The following is a 21,568-nucleotide window of genomic DNA, read 5'->3' on the forward strand; positions in this document are numbered from 1 at the left end:
GACACGATGTACCTGTCCCGCGTGCCGGGCCCCGGAGGGGGACAACCACAACTGGTACGTCGACCACAACTGGTACGTCGCCTACACCTTCATCGACCCTCGTCTCGACGATCCCGGCGCGAAGGAAAAACCCGGCTGGGTTCCCTACGCCCTGATCGTCGAGGACCATGACGGCTACCCCCAAGTCACCGACCCGCGAGTGCCACACCATGATGGTGGTGAAACACACACTAATCGTAAGAGCAGCACAACAATTCACGCTGAGACCGGGAGCGTAAACATCTAAGGCCATACCGATGTCGCACTGATACCTACCGAACAATACTTTTTCGCGTGCTGATTCGACGATGAGTCAGTGGAGAGGGTGCGCGGGTCGTTGGGTACTGCATTTGATGCTCCTGAGTGATCAGCCCCGGAAAGGCTGATCATATTGAACCAAGCACTGCAAATAGCGGGCGCGCTGCTGCTGCTCGGCGCGTTCATCGCCGCGCAGGTCGGCGCGACCCGCGACACCTCGTTTCGCTACCTGGTCGCAAATACCACCGGTTCCGCCGTGCTCGCCGCGCTCGCATTCCGCGACGGCGGTTGGGGCTTCTTCCTGTTGGAGGGCACCTGGTCGGCGGTTTCGCTCGTCTCGTTGTACAGAGTGAGCCACGGGACACAAGGCGGCGGCCGTCGCACAAAGCCACCAGAGCCTCGTGATGTCCGAATGCGCGGAGACGAATTGACCAGGCCGGACCGGATCATCCACATGTTCCGCGATTCCTACGCGTGTTCGCAGGGGCGGCAGTGGCTGCAGCCGCATGTCCTGTGGTGGATGTTCACCTATCTGCGCGACAACAGAATTCGCATCGATCTCGCCGTGCTCACCGCGCCGGAACTGACCCGACGCGCCGCGGAGATGGCGCTACCCACCGACCACCAGCAGCCGGTAGCGCACACGAACCACGCGAACATGAACCTACGGTTGTGGTGGTCGATCATGGCCGACATCGCCCGCCTGGTTTCCGTGCCCAGGTGGCGCCGCCTCCTCGACGGCACCGCACTGCCGGACGTGCGGGAACTCGAGCAACGGGCCGACGCCCTCGGTCTGCGGCTGTGGATGTCGAGCACCACGGTCGAAGAACTCGCCGGAATCGCACAGTCGCTCGCGGTCGTCGCCGAGCACGAACGCGCCGGGTCGGTCACCGCGGACGAGATCATGGCGCGGGTCCTGCTGCCGGAACTGCTACTCGCCGAAATGTATTGGCTGCACACGCTGCACGGTCAGCCGAGCAGCGGCAATCGCCCGACCAGGGAGATCATGCTGCTGCATCGCTGCGCCGAGGCACGCATCCGGTGGGCCGACGGGCACTATCTCGACCCGCTGGATCAGCTATACCTCTGCGCCGGCGAACTGCTCGACCGCCTCACCCAACTCCCCGACAACGAGCAGGACGCCACCACCCGACGAATCACCTCGCTGTACACGCAATTGCGCGCGGCCGACAACGAAACCTCGGCTACACCATCGGAGTCCGAACACCGTGCCATCACCGACATAGGTTGACGCCTCCGATGACCCGAGTCGTCCTCGCGGTCCCAGTATTACCGGCCGCTGGACACCGAACATTCAGGGCGAGCGTACCGGCGGAATGTTCGAACAACCCGACCTGTCCTGACCGGTCAGCCTAACGATGCACCCAACACGGAAGTAGCCGCATCTGCAATATCAATCGCCAGCGCCTGCTTTCGGACCGAATACAGCCTACGGCACCGGCGTGTCCAGAATCGAGGCCGTCGACATCGCGCATCACCGTTGTCTTTGAGCCCCTGCTCCCCTCTTCAACTTATATCGCACTGGGGGGCTTGCGGCAAGAGCCGGGTGATACCGCAGAATGGCCGTTCGCTGGGCGCCGGTGCCCGGCAAAGGCATCCGATGCCGCCTGATCTGACCACCCGATACCACAACCAAGGAGCATCCGTGACAGATTTGAAGTCCTTCGCAGACCTCGTGCCACTCGAATACGGCCTGTGCGTCGCCGTCACCCTGCGCGCGGACAGCTCACCGCACGCCACCGTCGTCAATGCCGCCGTGCTACCCCATCCGGTCACCGGAACAGACACCGTCGCATTCGTATCGCCCAGTGCCACCGTCAAACTTGCCAACCTGCGGGCGGATCCGACCATTACCCTCACCATCCGAAGCGGCTGGCAGTGGACCACCGTCGAAGGGGCGGCCCAGTTGATCGGCCCCGACGAACCGCATCCTGGCATCGACGCCGAACAACACCGGCTTCTTATCCGCGAAATCTTCGCTCAGGCCGGCGTCGCCCAGGACTGGGAGACCTACGACCAGGCGATGCGAGACAAACGCGGAACCCTCGTTTTCGTCATCCCGAATCGCGTCTACACGAATCACGCCACACCGTAAGCCAGAACTCGAATGCCAGACCTCGCGGACCAGGCTCCCTTCGACCAGCGATATCAGTCGTGCGCGCCGACCCGCTACCTGTCGACGAGGGCTGCTGCGCACGCTCTGTGCCCCGATATCCACCCGCTCTCCCTGAGGGCACCGTCGAACATCATGAGTCGCCCGACCTCGAGTGTCAATAGCGAACGAGCGCCAGCACGCATAAACCGATCAGCCCGGCCGAACTAGACCGCAGTCAGCGGATAACGCCGAGCTGGTCGAAAGAACACCGACCGCCACACACTGCGGATTCGGTATCAATTCATAATGAGCGAAAGACGAGACCTGCAATTATGCGAGAAGCACGACAGCTCACCGCGGAAGGTTATTACACGCTCGAACTGCACGCTTTCAACGGCAACGAACTCCGAGTCTCTTCTCCGGCGCTATGGCAGTGCGGGCAGAGACGAGCACGCGGTGTACCGCGTCTGGGGTGACGCGTTGTCGAACAAGAACTTTCGCCACACGACCGAACCCCCGATGGTGGGCGCGGGTTTCCTCGGCCGTGATACGGAGCTGAACACGGTACTTCTGCTCTTGATGAAGACACGCCAGCTGATCACCTTGTGCGGGCCGGGCGGGATCGGCAAGACCCAACTGGCGGCGGCGGCGATTCGCCGGTACCGCAAGGCCTCTGGCGTGCCGGTGCGGTGGGTTTGGCTCGCATCGTTGCCGAAGGAGGCGAACTCTGCTGCGCTGGAGGAGGAGATCGCCGGCGTAGTGGCCGGGGGTTCGCCCTTCGGTCGATCGGCTTGGGACGTCATTGTCGACGCGCTCACCCATACCCCCCCGACTGCCGGCCGATCGCAGGCACTCCTCGTTCTCGACAATTGTGAACACGTGCACGCAGGAATCGCTCTCGTGGTCGCGCGCATGCTGGCCGAGTTGCCGCGACTGACAGTGCTCGCAACGAGTCGTCAATCGCTTGGAATTGTTGGCGAGCAGGTGGTCCCCGTGATGCCGTTGCGGCGTCGGGATTCTTTGGCGTTGTTCAGACACCGGGCTGAGATCGTCGGCCAGCCGCTAGCCGACGATCAGGTCGAGACAGCGACCGAAGTATGCCGTCACCTGCACGACAATCCCCTATACATACGGTTGGCAGCGGCCCGCCTGGTTCGCCGCCCTATCCGGGTGATCCTCGATGAGCTCAACGGTGAGATCGAGATAGACAGGCGGTTGCGATGGCCGAGCACACCAGTCGTCGGCGCGGAGAAGCGACACCGCGGCATCGGCGATGCGATCGCCTGGTCCTACGACCTGTGCAGCGATGACGAACGCTTGCTGTTCGAGCGTATGGCGGTGTTCGCTGCGGGCAGCGATGTGCACCCCGAGGACGCCTCCGCAGATGTTGGCGTCGGCGTCGGATTGGCTGCGATCGAGGCCGTTTGCTCCGATATGCCCGACCCCCGATCCGAGTCCGCTACCGCTGGCCGGTTGTCACGCAATGACATAGGCCGACTACTCGCCCGATTGGTGGATCGGTCACTGGTGTCTGTGCATCTTTCGCACCAAGAGCCACGCTACGCATTGTCGGAGTGCTCGCAGGTATTTGCGAGCGAACGTCTGCGGGATCGTCCATCCCGGGCAGTTGGCGATCCGGTGCGGAGGCATCTGCACTACTACCGCGACAGGCTCACAGATTTCGCGATCGACTGGTTCGGACCACGGGAAGAGGAGCTGAGGGATTGGCTTCGATCCAATCGCTCGAATGTTCTATTGGCGATAAGAGCGAGTTTCCAATCACCCGCCAAAGCTGCTGCAGGACTGGAGATCTGCGTCGCTCTATTGACCTTGCCTACCGCCTCTAAGCCGTCGCTGAGGCAAACCCGGCACTGGACAGAACATGCCCTGACCGGTACTCGATTGGTGGCTGCTGCAGCACCGACAAAGCTTCAACTACGGGCCGCAACGTTACTGGCATGGCATGCGTTTCAGGAAGGTATGCACGACGAGGCGCAGCGATTGCTGGACCATTGCGTTAGTTCCTGCGACATCGCATCGAGCGATCATCTGCGGTGGCGTGATACCGCAGCTGTTGATATCGGACTGCCGGCAGCGGTGGAGTTGGCTTGGGGGTACGAGCTCTGGATGGTCCACCACGACGTCGACGCTGTCGCAGTGTTGACCCGCGCCCGTGACAAATTCGAGCGCGACGGCCAACCGGGTTTTGCTGCGCGGTGCGACCTCTCAGCGACTTTGGCAGCAATACATCTCGATACCGCCGAGCAAGGCCGTCGATCCATCCAACAGTTCCATGCTCGCGCCACAATGAAGAACTCGCACTGGGCAATGGCGTGGGCAGGTCTGCTCGAGGCCGTCTACCTGATCGAAGACAATCCCGATCGAGTTCTGAACATCATCAATTGGTCGGCACCCTATCTGATAGCGATGGACGACCAGTGGAGCGCGCCTTGGGCGATCATGCTTCGAGCGTGCGTGCTGGCCCGGGAATTCACGAACCGAAGTGATACAGATCCGCGCCGAATCACAGACGCCGCCGAGGTCGCCAGGCTGACCGGTGCACTTGATTCATTGCGGACCTGCTTCGGCGCCGGGGTCTACCCCCTTGTGAAGTTCGCAAGATGCGCCGAGGCCGCACTTTCGCTGGCCCGCGAACTGCTCGGGCATGAGGCCTTCATGTCCGCACGAGACAGTGGAGCACGACTGGTTCTCGATCAGCGTGGGCTGGTACGCGTAGTCGTAGATCCGCTCGATGGGAACAGCCAAGAGCAGACACACCCGTCCTGTACGTCCAGCAATTCGCAATGGCTGGAACTGACGAGCGCGGAGCAACACATTGCAGTCCTGGCCGCAGCGGGCTGGACGAACAAGGCGATCGCCGCCCGCCGCGGGACCTCGATCGGTACCGTTCGCGGCCAGATGGCCGCAGTTCGAACCAAACTGATGGTCTCCTCGCGGCGCGAGATCGTCCATTTCGTTCCCGACGCTGAACGATCGGTGGTCCAGCGAGAAGCTCGCAGTCGGCTGGCCGGCAGCCGACGGCCAGCGGACCCGCGGTGGTCTGTCGGCTACATGCCGCTGCCTGGGACGAGAACTCGAACATGACCATCTCACCCGCTCGCGGGATTGGGCGCCGGACAGATTGCCTTCGCATCGCTCGGTACATCGCAGGGTTCGATGAAGCCATCGCAACCACGATGTCTCGTTGATCACGGGAGTCGGCGTGGGAAGGCCCTGGGTTTCGGACTCTCGAAACCCAGGGCTGGTCCATGCCACGTCGGCTGGCGGGTGGTCCATAGCTGCGGTTGGACACGAGGTGGGGACTGTCGCGGTGCGCCGCTCGTGAAAGCAGGTTGGTCCGGCGTGTCCGCGCCGCTGCGCTTCATGAAGGGCTACCGGGTGAGTTGGTAGCGGATAAGGATGTTAGTGGAGTCCGGGAAGGTGCGAGTTTCGACGGGGCGCAGGCCTTCGACGGATGCGGTAAAGGTTGGGGTGCCGTCAGCGAGCGGGGTGGCACCGATCATGAGGTGGAGTTCGTCGATCAGGCCGGTGGAGATGAGGTTGTTCCACAGGGTCCGGCTGGCGAAAATCACTATGTCGCTGCCGGATTCGGCTTTCAGGACCTCGAGGGCGACGCGGGTCTCGGCGCGGGGAACGATGCGCGTGGTTGTGGCCCACGCGTGATCGGCGGGCGGCGGTGCGGCCTGGTCGGAGATGACGACTTTGTCGATTTCGTTGTAGCGCTTGGCGAAATCCTGGTTGGTGGGTGAGGCAGACGGATCGGTGGCCATATCCGGCCAGAAGCCTTGGAAGAGGGTGTAGGAATTGGCGCCGAGCACGACGGTGTCGGCCGAACTGATGCGTTCGAGGTTGTAGCGGTCGAACGACGCATCCATCGGCAGGGCCATGACGTTGCCGCCAGGGCCCTCGTAGTAGCCATCAATGGACATGATGTTGGTGACGACAATCTTGCGCATCACTTTGTTCCTTTCGATGCTGCGGCCTGAGTGGCGCGCACTGAACCTCTGGCCTCGAGAAATGGCCGTGCATCGGTGCCGGGATTCAGGAGGTTCGCGATCACCTGCTCGAGCAACACTTCTCGATGGCGATGTATATTCTCGGTAGCCAATCACCGACCTGGCAGCGCCGGAAACGTTCCTCGAACTCGGTGACGAAGCCCGCGGGGTTCACCGATGACAGCGCTTTTTCGAGCACGCCGTCGTCGGCGACGTAGAAGATTGTTCGGTCCGTGACGATCAGGCCCGGCGGCACGGCATATACACCATCCAGCCGACACGGAACCGATCGGCCGCCAATTCCGGCAGCGGATACCCGGCGGTGTCGAAGCCGCGACTCACGATGTACTCACGCACTCGAGCGCAGTCCGGTCGCGGCGCGCGCGTTGAGCACCGGATCAGCCACCCAATCCGGTACGCCCGCAAAAAGGTTCGGCGCCTCTGCGCCGGTGTTGTACACAGCGTACCCCCGTCGGCCTTCGCCCCCGGCCGCTGCCTGCCGGGGACAGTCTCGACGGCAACTCGGCACGACCGACATGCGCCGCCAGCCACACCGGAAGCCGTTCGCGGGGATAGGGCTCCAGTATGACGGTCATTGCGAACCATGCCTCCAGTCGCCGCCACCCGGCCGGGACGAATACAGCCATCTCGCTCGGCAACCAACAACTCCAACTCTCCGGGCACCAACGCTCCACTCCAAGGACGATGAATTGCGACAAGCATGGCCGAATAGGTACTGAAGAACCATCGGGTGCGCATATACATATCTGTGCTCAGCCGGACAGAATCAAATTACCGAAGTGTAGTGTGCTGTGTGGAAATTCTCGCCGACCGAACAGTGTTGAGCACTGGTTACCAAGATGGGCGAGTCCGCTTTACCGAGCCACCGGTAGATAGACGCCGGACATAGGTATCGTGGCGTATATACAGGTGATTCGATCGCTGTCACGCCGACCGGCCGGTTAATCTGCCGCTGTGTCAGGGCAACATCCACGCGTCAGAGCTTCTCTTCCAACAGCAACCAGCGATTTCGTTGGTCGCGAACGTGAGCTGGAAAGGATCGCCACGCTATTTCTGTCGTCGACACGGCTGATCACCCTGATCGGGTCTGGCGGAATCGGCAAAACTCGACTGGCGGCCGAAGCTGTCCACCGTTACCGAAAAGCCCGCCCCGTACAGATCCACTGGGTACGCCTCGCCCGGCTTCCCGCTGGCGCGGACGCCACCGCCGTCGAGGACGAACTCGCCCACTCGATCATCGACGTCGACTTCTCCAACCGATCAAGCTGGGATGCGCTGATCGACACCTTCACCAGAACCGATAGCCCGAGCCGGACTCCGCAGACGATCCTCGTCATGGACAACTGCGAGCATGTCCTGCCCGGTGTCGCTCAAGTGATCGCCGACTTGCTGGATGCAGTACCAGCCATGACGGTCCTCGCCACCAGCCGCGAGGCAATCGGCTGGATCGATGAGCAGATGGTGCCCGTACCCGCACTCTCGCCAGAACAAGCTCTCGCCTTGTTCCGGACCCGAGCGACCTTGGCCGGTCACAGCATCGTTAATGATGACGACGCAGCGTTGGCCGAATCCATCTGCCGGCACCTGCACAACCACCCCCTCTATATCCGACTCGCTGCGGCCCGGCTGCTGCGCCAACCGCTGCGGATGATCCTCAGCGATCTCAGCGGCACCGAAGGCGACCGACGTTTGAGCTGGTCGCACGAACCAAGGGTCGGTGCCGACGACAGACACTGGCGGATACACGATGTCATCGCATGGTCGTTCGATCTGTGTCGTCACGACGAACAGTTGCTCTTCGAAAGACTGTCTGTCTTTGCAGCCGGTTACGACAGCAACCACAACAACGAGCCCGGCACATCCGGACGCGATGTAGGCGCCGAACTCGACGCAATCGAGACCATATGCGCGGACGACGACACGGGCATCGCGAGAGAGAAGATCGAGGGACTTCTCGACCGCCTCGCGGACCGATCGCTGGTCACGGTGCATATGACAGCGAGCAAGGTCCGGTATTCACTTCTGGAAACTTTGCGCGTCTTCGCCCAGCATCGATTGCGTGAACGCTCGGCGGGCGCCGAGTGGCAACGGTTGGCCTCGCGGCACCGGCGTTACTACCGAGACAAGGTTGTGCACGCTGGCGCCGAATGGTTCGGTCCAGATGAACAACAGATGCTCGAATGGGCCAGCGCGGCGTTGGACAACCTGCTCATCGCGATGGACAGTAGCCTCACGACGCAGGGGGACGCCGCCATCGGACTCGAGATCGCCACCGGGTTGATCGCGCTCCGGTTGCCGTTCTTCTTGGGGTCCTTGCGCGAAGCTCGCCGTTGGGCGATGCGCGCCCTGGAGGCAACCCGCAGCCTCGACCCGCAGCCGGTCGAACTACAAACCGCCGCGCTAGCGATGACCGCATGGGTCACCATGTGTCAGGGTATGCACGACGACGCCGCACGCATACTCGATGAATGCGTTGCCACCTGCTGCGCGAACGCGAAATACGATGCTGATTGGCGTCACGATCCTTCCGCAGACCTCGGTCTACCCGCACCGGTAGACTTCGCGCGGGGCACCGAACTGCTTTTCGCCAGCGATCCATGCTCGGTACTGGTGCTCGCTCGCGCCCGGAGGCATTTCCTCGGCGTCGGAGACCGTAGTAGTGCGGCGATGAGCGAATTGTTCCAGGCTTTGGCGGCCGGACTGCTCGGCACAGCGGCACAGGCGTTGGAGATCGCCCAGGGCTATCTCGACCGTGCTACCCGATCAGGTGCGAGATGGGCCCAATCGTGGGCCGAGTTGGCCTGGGTCATCGCGCTGACCAAACACGGAGACCCACACCATGCGTTGGCCATCGGACGTGCCACACTGGCGAATCAATTGTCGATGGGCGACCGCTGGGGAGCCGTCTGGGCGGTTCATATCCGCGCGTGGACACTGGCACGGGTGGTCACCGACACTCGCGTCGAGCAGGGCCCCCAACCCGAGTCGGTGCTCAACGCTGCGACGGAGATTGCACATCTCACCGGTGGCGCCGGTACAGTGCGGCAGCAAATGGGAGTGCAGATCGCCAACCTCGGACCATTCTCGACCGAAACCGACAACGCGATCGCTATAGCGCGAGATGTCCTCGGCGATCAGGCTTTCAACGCTGCGGAGCACGACGGCGCACTACTTCGGCCCGAGTTCGATGAAGTGGCCCGACTTGCGCTCGGCACCTTGTCATTGAAGAAGCTGGCCATCGACCACCCGGTACGACAACAACGCCCATCCACGTGGAGTGAGTTGTCGACTGCCGAACGCGAGGTGGCGGTATTCGCGGCTGCAGGCTGGTCCAACGCTGCGATAGCCGCCAGTCGCGGTACTTCCTACAAAACGGTGGACGCCCAGATCGCCTCGATATTCAGCAAGCTGATGATCAACTCTAGGGCCGATATCATCACTCTCGTCCCCGCCGATGCACAGGAATTGGTCACTCGCACGGCGGCACGTCGACCCCGGCCACAAAGACTGCGATAATGTGGAGTCGGCAGCATTCAGCGGCCCTGTCGGTGCCATTGCCGGACAGTTACTTTCATCCCGAATTCCCATCGTCGGCCAGTGCTCGGGTACGGCGGTCAGGCAGGGCTTGGGCCCGGCATCCGGTGGCAACGATACGGCCGATGCTGTCCTGCAAGGGATTACGGCCGGGGCCGGAGCAGCTGCGTTCAGTAAGCTACGGGGACCGGAGGCGACGGCCGCCGCGTTGGTTCGGGAAGCGGTCGCTCCGAACGTAGCGAGCAAGCTCTCGCCGCTTGCCGCGTGGCTCAACAGGTTTCTGACGAACAACCTCAGTAACGCGAACGTCGCGCGAGTCGGACGTTCTCCGGTATCCCGGATTCTCGGGGGTGTTGACCGGTAGCGGCACCCCGGTGGACATCATCCTGAACACCCACGGTGTGCCGCGTCGTATGAACATCGGCCAGATCTTGGAGACCCACCTCGGGTGGATCGGCAAGGCGGGCTGGAATGTCGGTGCCTCGGACGGTTCCCGTCCGGACTGGGCAAGGGCGCTGCCGGAGGAGATGCTGGCGGCCCCGGCCGAGTCCAACATCGCCACCCCGGTGTTCGACGGCGCTCGTGAAGAGGAGCTGACCGGTCTGCTCGCCTCGACCCTGCCGAACCGCGACGGTGAGCGCATGGTCGACGACAACGGCAAGGCGACGCTGTTCGACGGACGTTCCGGTGAGCCGTTCCCGTACCCGGTGGCCGTCGGCTACATGTACATCCTGAAGCTGCACCACCTGGTCGACGACAAGATTCACGCCCGTTCGACCGGTCCGTACTCGATGATCACCCAGCAGCCGCTCGGTGGTAAGGCACAGTTCGGTGGTCAGCGCTTCGGTGAGATGGAGTGCTGGGCCATGCAGGCCTACGGCGCCGCTTACACGCTGCAGGAGCTGCTCACCATCAAGTCCGACGACGTGGTCGGTCGCGTGAAGGTGTACGAGGCGATCGTCAAGGGCGAGAACATTCCGGAGCCGGGCATTCCGGAGTCGTTCAAGGTGCTCCTGAAGGAGCTCCAGTCGCTGTGCCTCAACGTCGAGGTGCTGTCTTCGGACGGCGCGGCGATCGAGATGCGCGACGGCGATGATGAGGATCTGGAGCGCGCGGCCGCGAACCTGGGCATCAACCTGTCCAGGAACGAAGCCGCGACCGTCGACGATCTGGCGAACTGATCACACGATCGCCCCTGGGCCGTCCGACCTTGACAGTCCCGGGGCGCAGTACTGCCAGAGTTGCACCGCGCGGCCACCGGATGTGACGAAGGCACCGATGGCGACGAGCCTGCTTACAACGGCGAACGCATGCCTGTCGATAGACTGCGCGGTTTCCGTCGTCACGGGTGCTGTGATCATGAAATGATCTGCCCACGAATAGATTTCGCCCGTTCGATGCGCGCCGATCGCTTCCGTGGCACCGCACACAGAAGTACCGGATCGGGTCACCGCCAACACCCGCGCACCGAAGACGGTGAGCAGGTCTCCGGAGATGCGGTTCTGCAGGGGACTTCGTCAACACCTTCGGGTATGCCGAGGTCAGTGCGAATTGTCAACTGCCCGTGAGGTTCGAGCATTGCGTCCATCATTCACGGTTCTGCGGCGAAAATGCAGGAACGATCAGATACTGCATTCGTCAAATGCGCTGTCGCACAGTCATTCGCGGATTATAAAAGTCAGATGACCCGGCGGGCACGGCTTTGGCTGCTCACTGGCGATAACAACGTTCCGCATGGCCTCGCCTTCGGGTGGCGAGGCCACGTGTTCATGGCACTGGGCAATCCTGGGCTACTACTGCTCGGCTTGTCAGTCACGGGTGCGTTGGAGGGAGCGGGCTATGCGGCGTTTGAGCGCGGGCATACAATCCACGCCGCGCATCGCGGTACGCATCCCGGCGCTGCCATGGTACGACGAATCGGCTCGAGATCGAGGCCACTGTCGTTCATTCCCTGCAGCGACTCCCGCACCGCAACCGCGCTGTAGCGGAGCATCGTCTGCTCGTACATACCGATGGCCTGGACCAGTTCGATATCCCGGTTTCGGACCGCGACGAGCTTGTCGCGCAACAGTTGTGCGTCGCGCAGGGCGGTGTTGGCACCGGCGCCGCGACCCAAGGCTCGTCCGCGACGCCGACACCCCGGGGTCCGCATGGTCCAGACCTCTGCAGAATGCGTTCCGCATGGCCAAATGCACGATCAGAAACACAGATTTCAGTCGATCAGGTTTTTATTCGTAGGCCCAATAGAACCACTGCACGTTGACCGACGGTGAGAATCAGTAGGCTGCGGCATCGCGGCCGCAGGACGACATTCCCCATATTGCGTTGAATGGCCACCTTGGCACCCACATAGGCATTGGGTCTGCAAAACCCAAACACCATCCCTTGATGGTCGTGGTAATCGAGTTCCACACGCGTATGCTTGAAGCGCATTTGGATGAGAAACTACATGGAACGCGGCTGCCCCGCATTGGTGCGACGCCAGATGAATCGCTCCGCGACGCCCCCCGTTTGATGTGACTCGGTGTCTGCAAACCGTTGGGCTACAGTCGACTCTGCCAGGGCGTGTGTCGAAGTGGGTGAGGGCGGGCCGAGGGCCCGCCCTCATTGGGTTCGGAGCCATTGGTTGATTGCGGCGATGTGGATGGTGGCCAGGTAGCGGACGGGCGAGTTTGTCATATCTGGTGGCGACGGCGCGGTGTTGTTTGAGCTGGGCGATGCCCCGTTCGACCGCGTTGCGGTCGCGGTAGACAACCGGGTCGAATGCGGGTGGTCTGCCCCCGGCGCGGCCACGGTGTCGGCGGTGGGCGGCCTGATCGGCCGGGACGGGAATGGTTGCCTTGATCCGGTGGCGCCGCAGCCATTCCCGGTTGCCGCGGCTGGAATACGCCTTGTCGGCCAGCACCCGATCCGGTCGCACCCGTGGCCGTCCACCGGCGACCTCGACCTCGACCTCGACCTCGTCGAGCACGGCCGTGAACTGCGGGCTGTCACCAGCTTGACCAGTGGTGAGGAGTAATGCCAGGACTCGGCAGCCCTGCTCACACGCCAGATGCAGCTTGCTCGTCCAACCGCCCCGTGACCGTCCCAGACCATGATCGGCAGGCTCGAGCCTCCCGGTGGTTCGGCCTGGCCGGCACCCTCGCGGCGGGCGCCAGCAGCGTGGAGGTGGGCCCGCACGATCGTGGAATCCACACTCACCTGCCACCCGATCGCGCCCACCGCATCGGCGAAGACCTGCAACAACTTCCAGATCACCAGCCACGCACCGGCCCGCTGCCAGCGCCGGAACACCCCGTAGATCGCCGACCAGGACCCGTATTGCGGGGGCACATCACGCCACGGGCACCCGACCCGGGTTCGCCACCGGATCCCGTCGATGAGCTGCCGTTCCGTCCACACGGGCGGGCGGCCCGCTTTCCTGCCGCGGGGCAGCAACGGCTCCAGCCGCGCCCACTGGGCATCGGTCAGATCCGCCCGCCCCGCCACCGCTACGCTGGCCACGAGGTCTCCGGTATTCATGTTCGTTTTGGTCGACAAACCATCTACCGGAGACCTCACCCATATGCCAACGCAGACAACCACTTTCACAAAACAAATGAAGAATGGCACCGCACAGCGGTGCCACCCTTCAACTCACTTCGACACACGCCCAAGTGGTCATGCGCTCGCAGCCCAGCGCGGGCGACCGGCTGATCACGCCTGGAACGCACCGCACGACACCGGTGAGACGTGTACCATCGCGTGTTCGATCACGCTAAGTCCTGCGTCGATTGCTCCGCGTTGGGCGCGGCGGAGTCTCTGGTTGACCAAGCTGCGTCCCATCGCATGGTTGTAGACGACTCCGGTGCTAGCACGACGGCAACGTTTGAGCTGTAGACCGCAGTGGCATTGTGCGCGGGTTGCCCGTGCGTGTGCGGGCTAGTTGCGGACTCGGAACTTCAGGTGAAGTACGCCCTCGCCATGGATGATCACGTGCGGATCTTCCAGTCGGTGTTGACCGTCGATGCTGCCGAAATAGGGTTTGCCGGAACCAAATACGACCGGCACCACGTCCATCGCTACTTCGTCGACGAGGCCGGCGGCGAAGATCTGGCCGCCGACCTCGCCGGCGTTCACGGCGATGGTTCGGTCGCCGGACAGTTCGCATGCCTTGGCTACCGCAGCGGTCACGTCGTCGACGAAATGGTAGGAGGCTTCGGGGTGCCAGCCTTCGGGTTTGGGACGGTGTGAGACGACAACCACGTGATCCCCTGCGGGCGGGCGGCCTTCCCAGCCGTTCACCAGGTCGAAGAGGGTGCGGCCCATGATGATGGTGCCAATCGATTCCCACATGGCGCGAACGTATTCGGCTGAGGCGGCGGAGACCTTGAAGCGGCTGCCGGTTCCGGAATGGTCGAACTTTTCGTCGATGCCGGCCGTGATGGGCGTGTCACCATTGAAGTACCAGTCGTGCAGCGGGCCGACGTCGTCGTTCTTGTCTGCGATGAAACCGTCTACCGAGACGACGTTGTGCATGATTACGGTACCCACTGATGCTCCTCGAGGCTCGTGCGTTGTCCTATCCGATCTTGTCGGGCGCGGCGCGGCGCGGCTTGTAAAAAATCAATCGGCGGGCATCGGGCCGAGATCCGGCGGGAAGCCCCGATCGACAGGGAACCGGCGACGCAGGGCCAAGTATTCGGTCGGGGTACGACCGGTGAAGGCCCTGAACTCACGACTGAAATGCGCCTGGTCGAAGTAGCCCGCCGAGTGCGCCACCTCCGCCCAGTCGACCGGGCGCTCGGCGTCGACGGACACGATGAGCTGCGCGAATCGGTAGATCCGCGCCATAGGCTTCGGGGTGATCCCGACGTGCGATTTGAACTGTTCGGCAAGGTGATTGCCGCTCACGCCCATTGCGTCCGTCAACGCGCCGACCGGCACCGTGCCGTGCGAGGTCGCCAACCGGGTGCCGGTGTGCCGGACCAGGTCGAGGCCCCGCGGCCAGTCCTCGGGCAGCCGCGAACGCAACTCCCGCTCCACCACCCCGAGCATCTCATCGGCAGACGTGCCATCACCGACCTGATTTCGGATTCGCTCCACCGACCGTTGCCAGACAGCATCGACCGGCACCCATCGGTCCCGCAGTTCGGTCGCGGGCATACCGATGAACGGCGAGAGCCCCCAGGGCTTGAAATGCACCCCCACAACCCGCACCCAGTCGGCATACTCGACCACGAACCGCCTGGTCCACACGCCCATGAACCATCCATCGACGAACAGGGCGGGCGCCGCCGAGGAATCCGAATCCCGCAGCCGAATCGGCCCACCCAGATTGAGAAACAAATGCGCCGACGGCATCGGCGGCACGTTCATCCGTCGGTGCCGCGGCATCCCCGTCAGGCAGTAGATATCGTCGATGAACCGATCCAGCGGCGGCGCAGGGACTCGGCCGACGTAGCGCACAGGGCCAGTCTTGTCGAAGTCCACCCACGGCGCCATCCGGCTTATACCAGGTGGGAACCCTTTCGTGTCCGCCATCTTCCACGACTCGCGACCATCGAGTCACCCATTGCCACATCCTCTCCACGACAAACGTTCACGATTGGCGACCAGGCTCAGCACCGGCTGGAAGTCGCTCGCGTTTCCCTATAGACAGCAGGTTAGCTAATTAGCATAATGACTAAGTGATCGAGACCGACGTCATCAAAGCGCTCGCCAACGACAAGCGCCTGCAGGTTCTGGAGTGGTTGCGCGATCCCATGCGGCATTTCCCGCCGCAACGTGACGGGGACCTGGTCGAGGACGGGGTGTGCTCGTTGTTCATCGCCGAGAAGCTCGAGGTGAGTCAGCCGACGTGCGGCGAGCACCTGCGCGTGCTCAGCCAGGCGGGCTTGATCCGCGGCAAGAAGATCAAACAGTGGGTCTTCTACCAGCGTGACGAGGACCGTATCGCGCAGATCAAGGAGATGTTGAGTGGTGAGTGGTGAGCAGGGCGGCGGTCTGTACGCGCGGCTGATAGCCGAATTGGATTCCGGCGGCGCGCGATACCGCGTGCTGGAGCATCCGCCCGAAGGCCGCACCGATCTGGTCAGCGCGTTGCGTGGTCACGATGCGGGCCAGGCGGCCAAGTGTCTGGTGGTGATGGTCAAGGCGGGCAAGAAGAACACCCGCTACGTCCTGGCGGTGGTGCCCGGCGACGCCCAGCTCGACCTAGGGGCGATCAAGGCGCTGCACGACGGCACCTACGCCGGATTCGCGAGCAAGGATCGGGCCGAGGAGCTGGCCGGCTCGGTCAGTGGCACCGTTCTCCCGTTCAGCTATCACCCACACCTACACGTCGTCGCCGACACCGGACTCCTGGCACTTCCCGAGTTGTATTTCAACGCAGCGCGGTTGGACCGTTCGATCGCCCTGGCCACCGACGACTACCTCCGCCTGGCCAACCCCCGGATCGCCGACATCGCCACCGCGAACTGAACAGTCAGGAGTTTCCGTGTCCCAGCCCGGTTTCGGCTACCAAATCAATTATGAGCCAATGTTTTCCGCGTTGCAGACGATGGATGTCCAACAACTCATCAAGCAAGTCGATCATCCCTGGTACAACCAGACGCTGATCCAAATCGGCGATTCCTGCACAACCGCGGCGCGACGATCCGCTGCATCGGCGACCCACACCAGCTCGCGGCAATCGAAGCCGGCGGCGCCGATACCGACATGGACGCCGCAGCACCCGAAGCGACCATGCCCGCACCCACGTCGTACGGTTCGCCTCCAACGCCGAAGCCACCGCCAGTCTGCAACTACGCGAAGGTGACCCAGCTGCACTCGGCTGGTATCTGGACAACGGCCGCGTCCACGCCGGACACTCCGGGGCCACCCACGACGACGCCTACACCGCCTGGATCACCGACCACCTCGCCGGCCGCGATGCCATCATGCTCGCCGCGACCCACGACATCGTCACCGAACTCAATGCCCGCGCCCGCGCCGACCGCATCGCCCGCGACGGCGGTGTCGTGGACGCGGAATGTATTCTCGCCGACGGGCTTCACGCCTCGGTTGGGGACACGATCCGCACCCGCCGCAACAACCGGCACTGCGCCTCGGTGACACCGATCGGGTCCGCAACGGCTACGCCTGGACCGTCACTGCCGTCCACCGTGATGACAGCCTGACCGCCACCCATCTGCGGTCGAACAACACACTCGGTCACAGCGTGCGGCTTCCCGCCGACTACGTCGCCGCGCATGTGCGCCTCGGGTACGCGACAACGATCGATTCCGCGCAAGGAATCACCGCCGACTCGTGCCATGTCGCGCTCACCGGACACGAATCCCTGCAACAGCTTTACGTCGCACTCACCCGCGGTATCCACGCCAACCACGTCTATATACCGACCGCGTTGGATGGCAGTGAGAGCTCGTTTTGGAGTGAACCGGCCGTGTTTCCGCGCACCGCTGTCGAGCTCTTACTGCGCATTTTCGGGCGCGACGGCGCACAAAAATCGGCACGCACCGTGCTGCGCGACGCCCTCGATCCGCACCAGCGAATCGGGCGCGCGCTCGATATCTACCTCGACACCCTCGGTGTCGCCGCCGAAAAGGCCCTCGGCGCCGATGAACTCGAACACCTCGACGCCGCCGCGGAAGCGGTGCATCCCAATCTCACCGACAGCCCCGCCTACCCCGTCCTGCGTCAACACTTGGCAATGATCGCGCTATCCGGGCGGGACCCGATCACCGCCTTACGCACCGCCGCGAACACGCGTGAACTCGACACCGCCGATGATGTTGCCGCCGTGCTGGACTGGCGTCTGGATCCCTCTGGCGCGCACTCCACCACCGACGCATCACTGCCGTGGGTATCCGGGATCCCCCCGCGGGCTGCGCGCGGAACTCGACTCCACCCAACTCGCTGCCCGCGCTCGCATCGTCACCCGACCTCGCCACCCAAATCCGTGACGACGTCCAGACCTGGACACCCGCATCCGCACCGCAGTGGGCACGCCCGTTCGTCGGATCCGACCCACGCCTGCTCGAAGACCTCGCCGTGTGGCGGGCCTCCCTACACATCGACGACCGCGATCCACGCCCGACCGGACCCGCCCGCTACCCCGTGAGCGAACGCAAACACCAACAACTCCTCGACACCCGCGTCACCGACACCCTCGGCGATATACACCTGCCCGCCAACAAGTGGGCGCCGCTGATCACGCGCCTCGATTCCCGCATCCTCACCGACCCGTGGTGGCCGATCCTCGCCGACAAGATCGAGGTCGCCCACCGATCCGGAATCGACATCCACACCCGGTTGACCCACGCCGCCGCGCTACGACCGTTGCCCGACGACATGCCCGCTGCCGCTCTGTGGTCGCGACTCGAGCTCGAACTCCACACCGCCGACCTCACCAGCACCGGCAACCTGAACCCCGACTGGAGCACCGAACTCCACCAGATCATCGGCGAGCACACTGCGCACTGCGTCATCAACGACCCCGCATGGCCGCGCCTGGTCGCCGCGATCGACCGCGCCACCGGCACCGACTGGACACCAGCCGAACTCCTCACCACCGCATACGAACTCATCCTCGCCGCCCAACCCGACGACACCACACCGCTGCGCCCCGACCAACTCACCAACGCCCTCACCTGGCGCATCGACGCACTCCTGCACAAAACCACCCACCCAGACCAACCCGATTCCCACCCCTCCCCGAAGCCCACCATGCACCACCCAGAGCACCACCCCGCCCCCGAACCACACAATCCCCAACACCGCGACACCACCGCACAGCGATCACCACGCCCACCGACCCAGCCACCACACACCACCACCCCCGCCGAAACCCCGCTGCCCGACAGCACCGCAACGATTCCCGCTGCTTGACCCTGACGTGGCGTGAGGGTGCATGGTGAGGGGGTGAATACTTCTGGAGGCTGGACAGTCGGACCGCTTGCCGAGGCGAGTGGTGTGACGGTGCGGACGTTGCATCATTGGGATGCGATCGGTGTCCTGAGTCCGTCACAGCGGACGCCTAGCGGGTATCGGGAGTACACCGACGACGATCTTGTTCGTCTGTATCAGGTTTTGGCGCTGCGTAGTTTGGGGTTGAGCCTGGACACGATCGTTGTCTGCCTGGACGCGGGCGTCGATTCGGCCCGGGTCATCGGTGACCATCTGCGTGGTGTCGAGGCGTCTCTTGCGGCACTGGAGGCGGTGCGGCAGAAACTGGTGCGGCTCGCTGCCGAAATGGTGACCGAACGGGGCGCGACACCCGAGACACTGTTACAGGCCCTCGAGACGATCGGCGGTGCAAGCTCGGCGAGCGAGCAGGTACTGAGCCGGCATCTGGATACCGATCAGAAACGACGACTCGGTGATCGGGCGACGGCGCTCGGCCCCGCGAAACACTATCTGTTGGAGATCGAATGGCCGGAGCTCTATCGCAGGGCCGATCGGCACCGGCGGGAAGGGGTGGATCCCGCCGACGACCGAGTTCGGCGTCTGGCACGCCGCATGGATGAGTTGAGTGCGCTGTTCACCGGTGAGGATGCCGGGGTCTCGGCGGGAGTTCGCGGCGCCTGGTGTGACGACCCGGCTGCCATGTCCCGCGATCCCGCCGCACCCGCCGATGAATGGCGGGCATTGGCGGACTACCTCGACCACGCGCGCCACGATCCCACCCGAGAATAAAACCGCCCCTACTGAAATCCTGTGCCGTGCAAGGGAAGAATTCCATGAATCACTGGGCTCGCCTGTCCGTCGCCGTCGCCTCGACGCTGCCGCTAGGACTGGGTGCCGTCATCTGCTGTCTGCTGGTCGCCGCGGGAGCGGCACCCGCTGGTGTGGTGTCGAGCCTGGCGATCGCAGTCGTAATACAGGGCGTATTCACCTATATCCGGTTACGCCGGACAACGCGCGCCGCTCGCCGCAAGGGAACCAGCGCCGAGAACAGCAATCCGTGAGAAGAACCAAGAAACAGCCCGTTGCGCGAGAGTGCTGCTGATCGAGCGGTGCTCCGATGATCACGAGGTGTAGGCCGCACGAGGTGTTCGATCACCGAGCGCCTGGTGTCGCCGCAATATCGGCCGAATTTCGGGCGGATACGGCACAGCTACTTGTCAGTTCGCGTGCACATGCTGCACTTGTCAACAACTCCCGAATCCTGGAGTTACCGACAGCACTCCGACCGCACCGCCCACGTCAGCGGCTGACGGGCACCGAAACAGTCCGCGGCCAACTTGAACAGCGCCAGCGCGGGAAAGAAACAGCAACAGTCACAACCAGTTCACGATGCCCTGGGACGTACCCCAGGGCGTCGCTGCGTTAACGCCGACCACTACCCCCCCGATCGCCCCTTGACAGCTATGCGATGTCGTCGGGTTCGGTCGGGGCAGTAGTCACCGGGGTCCGCGCTCGATGGTGCGGGCACGGCGATAGTGTCGAACCTGTGCGGCTCCAGGACGCGCACCCGCATATGTGCCTGTTCTGTGAGGGAGGTGAGCGGTCCCCGATGACGAGACCACCTGGTCTTATTCATCGGGGACGGCCCAGAGGCTTTCAAGAGTCGGTGGATTCCGTCCAGGATCACGATTCGGCCGTCGCGACGCAGGTAGGCGTCCACGGGATAGCGCAAGTCGGCGGCGCGGGTGCGCTCCCGGCTGTCCCACCGCTGCACGAAGCTCGTGACCAGCCCCCAGGCAGAAGGCCATTGCCGCTTTCTGCCATATTCCGGTCACACCTCCTTCACGGGACGCAGCAGTATTCGCGCCTCGCACTGTGACAGCCCACCAGCTGCCACACACTGAATTCCAAGATCACCGACATTGATGATGTGATGCGTTCCCGTTCGGGTCGTTGCTCTATCACTGACTGACGCCCTGCTGGGTTGTCCTGACTTTGGTCCGTCGGCTCGGGCGGAAACGCTTCGAGCATGTCGGCCGCGTGGGGATGACCTAATAGGGGCTTGGTTTCGCCTCGTCAATGTCTTGTCTGTCCGCGTGGCCGGTGTGCTGTCACCGTCATCTCGGAAGGCAGGACCAGCAATATGACCGACCCGTGCGAGATCATCGGCGGCGCCGACACCTATATCGACACAATCCATCTCGCTGTAATCTCGGTTACCGGTCAGCCGGTGGCTGATCGGGAGTTCCCGACGACCGAATCGGGCTATCGCTCGGCCGTCGAGTTCCTCAGCCGTCATGGCGTTCCTCGTGTGGTCGGGGTGGAAGGAACCAGCAGCTATGTGTGGACGGTCACGTAATTCCCCCGGCCTGCCGTCACGGAATTCCTCCAGTTGGCGGGCCTCGATGTCAGCGTAGCGAGGCTGCTGGGGCGGGTTAGTTGGTGGGTCGTCCGGGTCGTTTGCGGGGCCGGTAGGAGGGGCCGTCCATCAGTACTTGGTGGCTGGTGTTGATGAGCCGGTCGAGCAGGCTCTCGGCGACGACGGGGTTCGGGAACAGTGGATACCAGTCCTTGGGCGCCCGGTTCGAGGTGAGGATCAGCGGTTTGCCGTTGATGGCGCGGTCGCTGATGAGTTCGTAGAGGTCGTCGGCGTGCATGGCGGTGTGCTCGCGCATGGCGAAATCGTCGACTAATC

16 protein-coding genes and 3 pseudogenes are annotated in these 21,568 nt (G+C 63.4%); 12 read left to right on the forward strand and 7 right to left on the reverse strand.

Going from position 1 to position 21,568, the window contains the following annotated elements; translation table 11 throughout:
• Positions 1 to 430: 430 nt before the first annotated feature.
• From ACQPZ2_RS24610 to ACQPZ2_RS24620, 3 genes are all read left to right on the forward strand, one after another.
• Positions 431 to 1,549, forward strand: coding sequence for a CBU_0592 family membrane protein (locus ACQPZ2_RS24610; protein WP_433520613.1), 1,119 nt, complete (start codon positions 431 to 433; stop codon positions 1,547 to 1,549).
• A gap of 414 nt (positions 1,550 to 1,963) precedes the next feature.
• Positions 1,964 to 2,413 carry a pyridoxamine 5'-phosphate oxidase family protein gene (locus tag ACQPZ2_RS24615; protein WP_433520614.1) on the forward strand — a complete coding sequence of 150 codons (450 nt, stop codon included), beginning with the start codon at positions 1,964 to 1,966 and terminating at the stop codon, positions 2,411 to 2,413.
• A 306-nt stretch (positions 2,414 to 2,719) separates the two neighbouring features.
• A complete protein-coding gene (locus ACQPZ2_RS24620) occupies positions 2,720 to 5,518 on the forward strand; it encodes a helix-turn-helix transcriptional regulator (RefSeq protein ID WP_433520615.1) in 2,799 nt (932 codons plus the stop codon).
• Positions 5,519 to 5,805: 287 nt separating this feature from the next.
• Here the strand turns inward: ACQPZ2_RS24620 and ACQPZ2_RS24625 are convergent, their stop codons facing one another.
• Both ACQPZ2_RS24625 and ACQPZ2_RS24630 read right to left on the reverse strand, forming a co-directional pair.
• A complete protein-coding gene (locus ACQPZ2_RS24625; protein ID WP_433520616.1) occupies positions 5,806 to 6,390 on the reverse strand; it encodes a dihydrofolate reductase family protein in 585 nt (194 codons plus the stop codon).
• Positions 6,391 to 6,490: 100 nt separating this feature from the next.
• On the reverse strand, positions 6,491 to 6,685 hold the full coding sequence (locus tag ACQPZ2_RS24630; protein ID WP_433520617.1) for a hypothetical protein: 195 nt from the start codon (positions 6,683 to 6,685) through the stop codon (positions 6,491 to 6,493).
• Between the two features lie 719 nt (positions 6,686 to 7,404).
• Between ACQPZ2_RS24630 and ACQPZ2_RS24635 the strand changes: the two genes are divergently transcribed.
• Entirely contained in the window at positions 7,405 to 9,966 is a 2,562-nt protein-coding gene (locus ACQPZ2_RS24635) for a helix-turn-helix transcriptional regulator (RefSeq protein ID WP_433520618.1), read from the forward strand.
• Positions 9,967 to 10,349: 383 nt separating this feature from the next.
• Positions 10,350 to 11,165: pseudogene (locus ACQPZ2_RS24640) on the forward strand (DNA-directed RNA polymerase subunit beta); the annotation flags it as partial.
• A gap of 656 nt (positions 11,166 to 11,821) precedes the next feature.
• Here the strand turns inward: ACQPZ2_RS24640 and ACQPZ2_RS24645 are convergent.
• The 4 genes and pseudogenes from ACQPZ2_RS24645 to ACQPZ2_RS24660 all read right to left on the reverse strand — a co-directional run bounded on the left by ACQPZ2_RS24645 (position 11,822) and on the right by ACQPZ2_RS24660 (position 15,507).
• Entirely contained in the window at positions 11,822 to 12,100 is a 279-nt protein-coding gene (locus ACQPZ2_RS24645) for a hypothetical protein (protein ID WP_433520619.1), read from the reverse strand.
• A 488-nt stretch (positions 12,101 to 12,588) separates the two neighbouring features.
• A pseudogene (locus ACQPZ2_RS24650) lies at positions 12,589 to 13,506 on the reverse strand (IS5 family transposase).
• A gap of 399 nt (positions 13,507 to 13,905) precedes the next feature.
• Positions 13,906 to 14,517, reverse strand: a complete 612-nt coding sequence (locus ACQPZ2_RS24655) for a dihydrofolate reductase family protein (protein WP_433520620.1) — start codon at positions 14,515 to 14,517, stop codon at positions 13,906 to 13,908.
• A 72-nt stretch (positions 14,518 to 14,589) separates the two neighbouring features.
• A complete protein-coding gene (locus tag ACQPZ2_RS24660; protein ID WP_433520621.1) occupies positions 14,590 to 15,507 on the reverse strand; it encodes a helix-turn-helix domain-containing protein in 918 nt (305 codons plus the stop codon).
• A gap of 146 nt (positions 15,508 to 15,653) precedes the next feature.
• On the opposite strand from ACQPZ2_RS24660, the gene ACQPZ2_RS24665 reads away from it, so the two are divergent.
• The 7 genes from ACQPZ2_RS24665 to ACQPZ2_RS24695 all read left to right on the forward strand — a co-directional run bounded on the left by ACQPZ2_RS24665 (position 15,654) and on the right by ACQPZ2_RS24695 (position 21,232).
• A complete protein-coding gene (locus ACQPZ2_RS24665) occupies positions 15,654 to 15,956 on the forward strand; it encodes an ArsR/SmtB family transcription factor (protein WP_433520622.1) in 303 nt (100 codons plus the stop codon).
• Positions 15,946 to 16,446, forward strand: a complete 501-nt coding sequence (locus ACQPZ2_RS24670) for a YbaK/EbsC family protein (RefSeq protein WP_387282948.1) — start codon at positions 15,946 to 15,948, stop codon at positions 16,444 to 16,446. Before ACQPZ2_RS24665 ends, ACQPZ2_RS24670 begins: the two co-directional genes overlap by 11 nt.
• Before the next feature lie 550 nt (positions 16,447 to 16,996).
• On the forward strand, positions 16,997 to 18,088 hold the full coding sequence (locus ACQPZ2_RS24675) for a hypothetical protein (RefSeq protein ID WP_433520623.1): 1,092 nt from the start codon (positions 16,997 to 16,999) through the stop codon (positions 18,086 to 18,088).
• A complete protein-coding gene (locus ACQPZ2_RS24680) occupies positions 18,085 to 18,855 on the forward strand; it encodes a hypothetical protein (RefSeq protein ID WP_433520624.1) in 771 nt (256 codons plus the stop codon). Before ACQPZ2_RS24675 ends, ACQPZ2_RS24680 begins: the two co-directional genes overlap by 4 nt.
• 33 nt (positions 18,856 to 18,888) lie before the next feature.
• Positions 18,889 to 19,662, forward strand: coding sequence for a MerR family transcriptional regulator (locus tag ACQPZ2_RS24685; protein ID WP_433520625.1), 774 nt, complete (start codon positions 18,889 to 18,891; stop codon positions 19,660 to 19,662).
• A gap of 44 nt (positions 19,663 to 19,706) precedes the next feature.
• On the forward strand, positions 19,707 to 19,934 hold the full coding sequence (locus ACQPZ2_RS24690; protein ID WP_433520626.1) for a hypothetical protein: 228 nt from the start codon (positions 19,707 to 19,709) through the stop codon (positions 19,932 to 19,934).
• A 1,082-nt stretch (positions 19,935 to 21,016) separates the two neighbouring features.
• Positions 21,017 to 21,232, forward strand: coding sequence for a hypothetical protein (locus tag ACQPZ2_RS24695; protein WP_433520627.1), 216 nt, complete (start codon positions 21,017 to 21,019; stop codon positions 21,230 to 21,232).
• Positions 21,233 to 21,308: 76 nt separating this feature from the next.
• Here ACQPZ2_RS24695 and ACQPZ2_RS24700 read toward each other — a convergent pair.
• Positions 21,309 to 21,566: pseudogene (locus tag ACQPZ2_RS24700) on the reverse strand (ATP-binding protein); the annotation flags it as partial.
• Positions 21,567 to 21,568 lie beyond the last annotated feature (2 nt).

Source organism: Nocardia pseudovaccinii (genome assembly GCF_050942345.1).
In the GTDB taxonomy this organism is placed as follows: domain Bacteria; phylum Actinomycetota; class Actinomycetes; order Mycobacteriales; family Mycobacteriaceae; genus Nocardia; species Nocardia pseudovaccinii.